This is a genomic window from Microcystis sp. M49636_WE2 (genome assembly GCF_030065375.1).
GTDB lineage: Bacteria > Cyanobacteriota > Cyanobacteriia > Cyanobacteriales > Microcystaceae > Microcystis > Microcystis aeruginosa_C.
In genome coordinates this window covers 1-2525 of the sequence record NZ_JASJFG010000380.1, presented here as the reverse complement: position 1 = coordinate 2525, position 2525 = coordinate 1, and the positions used below count along the sequence as shown (strand labels likewise).

The 2525-nt window shown below is 40.2% G+C and carries 4 protein-coding genes; 1 reads left to right on the top strand and 3 read right to left on the bottom strand.

The genetic code is table 11. The features are described from left to right. The coding region (locus PX484_RS09190; RefSeq protein ID WP_288103565.1) for a response regulator transcription factor at window positions 1-628 on the top strand (628 nt) is incomplete at its 5' end. 14 nt (window positions 629-642) lie between these two features. On the opposite strand, the gene PX484_RS09185 is transcribed toward PX484_RS09190, so the two are convergent. From PX484_RS09185 to PX484_RS09175, 3 genes are all read right to left on the bottom strand, one after another. Then, window positions 643-1161 carry a low molecular weight protein-tyrosine-phosphatase gene (locus PX484_RS09185; RefSeq protein WP_287765474.1) on the bottom strand — a complete coding sequence of 173 codons (519 nt, stop codon included), beginning with the start codon at window positions 1159-1161 and terminating at the stop codon, window positions 643-645. 2 nt (window positions 1162-1163) lie between these two features. Beyond that, window positions 1164-1457: a hypothetical protein gene (locus PX484_RS09180; RefSeq protein ID WP_002733401.1), complete on the bottom strand. Its 294-nt coding sequence runs from the start codon at window positions 1455-1457 to the stop codon at window positions 1164-1166. A gap of 130 nt (window positions 1458-1587) precedes the next feature. Then, on the bottom strand, window positions 1588-2226 hold the full coding sequence (locus PX484_RS09175) for a DUF2834 domain-containing protein (RefSeq protein WP_287765427.1): 639 nt from the start codon (window positions 2224-2226) through the stop codon (window positions 1588-1590). Window positions 2227-2525: the final 299 nt, after the last annotated feature.

Genomic DNA, 2525 nt, shown 5'->3' with positions numbered 1-2525 from the left:
TGACCCCGGTATCCGCCTAGCGGTCAAAGATTATTTAGAATTAGCAGGTTATAGTGTGGTGGCGGCGAGTAATGGTTTGGAAGCTTTGAATTTATTGGATACCTATCATCCCCATCTTTTGGTATCGGATATCAAAATGCCCCGTTTGGACGGTTATTCTTTGGTGACTAAGGTGCGGCAACAGCCAGAATTTAGGTTATTACCGGTAATCTTTTTAACCGAAAGAGGGTCAACGGAGGAAAGAATTCGCGGTTATCAAGTGGGTTGTGATATCTATCTTCCTAAACCTTTTGAGATGGAGGAATTAAAAGCGGTTATTCGCAATCTTTTAGAGCGAGCGCAAATGGTGCAAAGCGAACGTCAATATCAGAAATTAAAACCAGAAGAAAGCCCCAAAACTAGGGATGTTTTAACTTCTTCTTTACAGGACGATTTTAAGTTAACTAATCGCGAGCGGGAAGTGTTAGAACATTTAGCCCGGGGACTTTCTAACAGTGAAATTGGGCAAAAACTGCATCTTAGTTCTCGCACGATCGAGAAATATGTTAGCAGTTTACTCAGAAAAACCAATACTAACAATCGGGCTGAATTGGTTCGTTTTTCCCTCGAACATAGATTAATCGATTAGCTGAAAGAAAAAACTTAAATTTTGTTTTTTACTTCCTCCAAAAGACTGCCACAGGAGTCTAAAAGTAGCTCGATTACGCGGTCAAAACCTTCACGACCACCGTAGTAGGGATCGGGAACTTCTTTTTCTGGGTGATAACGAGCATAGTCACACATTAACTTGACCTTTTCTTGATATTTTCCTGTCCGATCTAGGGATAAAATATCTTGATAATTGGCTTTATCCATGGCTAAGATTAGATCAAAATTCTCGAAATCTTCGCGGGTAAATTGTCTGGCTGTCCCTTGCAGAGGAATACCGCGTTTTTTGGCCGCCGTATTCATGCGAGAATCGGGAGGAGAACCGATATGATAACCGGCAGTCCCCGCAGAATCACAGAGGATTTTATTACCTAATCCTTCTTGTTCAATCAGATAAGTCATGATATTCTCGGCAGCGGGAGAACGACAGATATTTCCTAAACAGACGAAGAGTAGTTTATAGGGCATAAATTCACTGGTAGAATCATCACTAAATTGCCAATTATAGGGCATTTCTAACATCCCGATAAAGATTTATCCTCAAAAAACTCCTCGCTGTCCATTAACCTAATTTTGGCTAATCCCAAGCTTTCTAAATAATCTTGCCACCCTTGGGGGGTATCTTCGATCGCTAATAATCCTAATACCCTAGCTACGTCTGCTACCCAGGGTAGGGTATGAATTCTATAACCCTGCCAGTTTACTTCTAAGGATAACCAAGCGGGAATCTCTTGGGGGTTAAATTGTTGGGAGGCAAGATAATCAGCTTGAAAGCAGTAAATCCGAGGTGGTTTTTGACTCTCTAACAAGGTTAAACACTCCTTCTAATCTGGACATTAATCTCTTGACTCGTATTTTAGGGGAACCTCAGCATAATTTTTGTTAAATATGAACTTCTCTTGTCAAGAAATAGTTAAGTTTGCTCAAGACAATTTACCCTTAATTCTCCCCTAAGCGAGGACGAATAATTAAATAAATTGCCGGACCGATTAGAGGCAATAGGGAAATTACCGGCAACAGGAAAGGATTTTTTAACCCCCGTCGGGTTAGATCATCTTGCAGCAAAATTGGACATAATACGGTTAAAAGACAGAAATCTAAACTCATAACATGAATAAAACGGCTAGTTTGCCACTGATGCCAAAAATCAGACCAATTGCCGTTAATTAATCCGTAAGCGATTAAAATTGCCGCAGTAATTAGGGCAATTACTCCCAACCAAGGTGAGTCTAAAAGTTTAATGACCAGATTTTTTTTACCGGTAAAATTGCTGTTGGGTTGACGGAGAGTTAGATAGGGTAAAATAGCGAAAGCACCCACGGCAAAGGAGGCAAAAGTAAAGGGCCACGCGATGATTTTTTGGTCACGACCATCGATAATTAAAAGGCTAGTGTAGATAAGTGGCCAAACTCCCATCAGGTTAAAAAGAGCGATAATTAACGGGTTGATATCTTGCCATTTCCCAGTGGAAAGATCGATAATTAAATTCACTGTATCTGGTTGATCAGGGGGTGCTAGTAAAAAAGCGTATAATCCGAAGCCTAACCAAAGTAACCCGAGAATAATTTTTGTTAACATGGGAGTAGATAATTAGGTTAATTGAGTAATCGGGTCTTCAGCATATATATTACTAGAAAAGTGATCAAAAAATCAAGCAATATTACCTAATCAATGATCATTAAGTAGGTAGGCGTTAAAAATTATCAGATGCCCCCTTATTAAGGGGAGATCCCCCCGCCTATCGGCACCCCCCTTATCAAGGGGGGCAGGGGGGATCGAACCTAAAATCCATTTTTAATTTAATTATAACCAGCTACTTAATTTTTAGGGAAGACGACGAGGATTCATGGTTTCTCCTGGGGTAATTTCTGCACTTT

What these genes read in the sequence shown, in the direction of transcription:
- PX484_RS09185 (WP_287765474.1), bottom strand. Translation starts at nt 1,161, where the DNA reads ATGCCCTATAATTGGCAATTTAGTGATGATTCTACCAGTGAATTTATG.
- PX484_RS09175 (WP_287765427.1), bottom strand. Translation starts at nt 2,226, where the DNA reads ATGTTAACAAAAATTATTCTCGGGTTACTTTGGTTAGGCTTCGGATTA.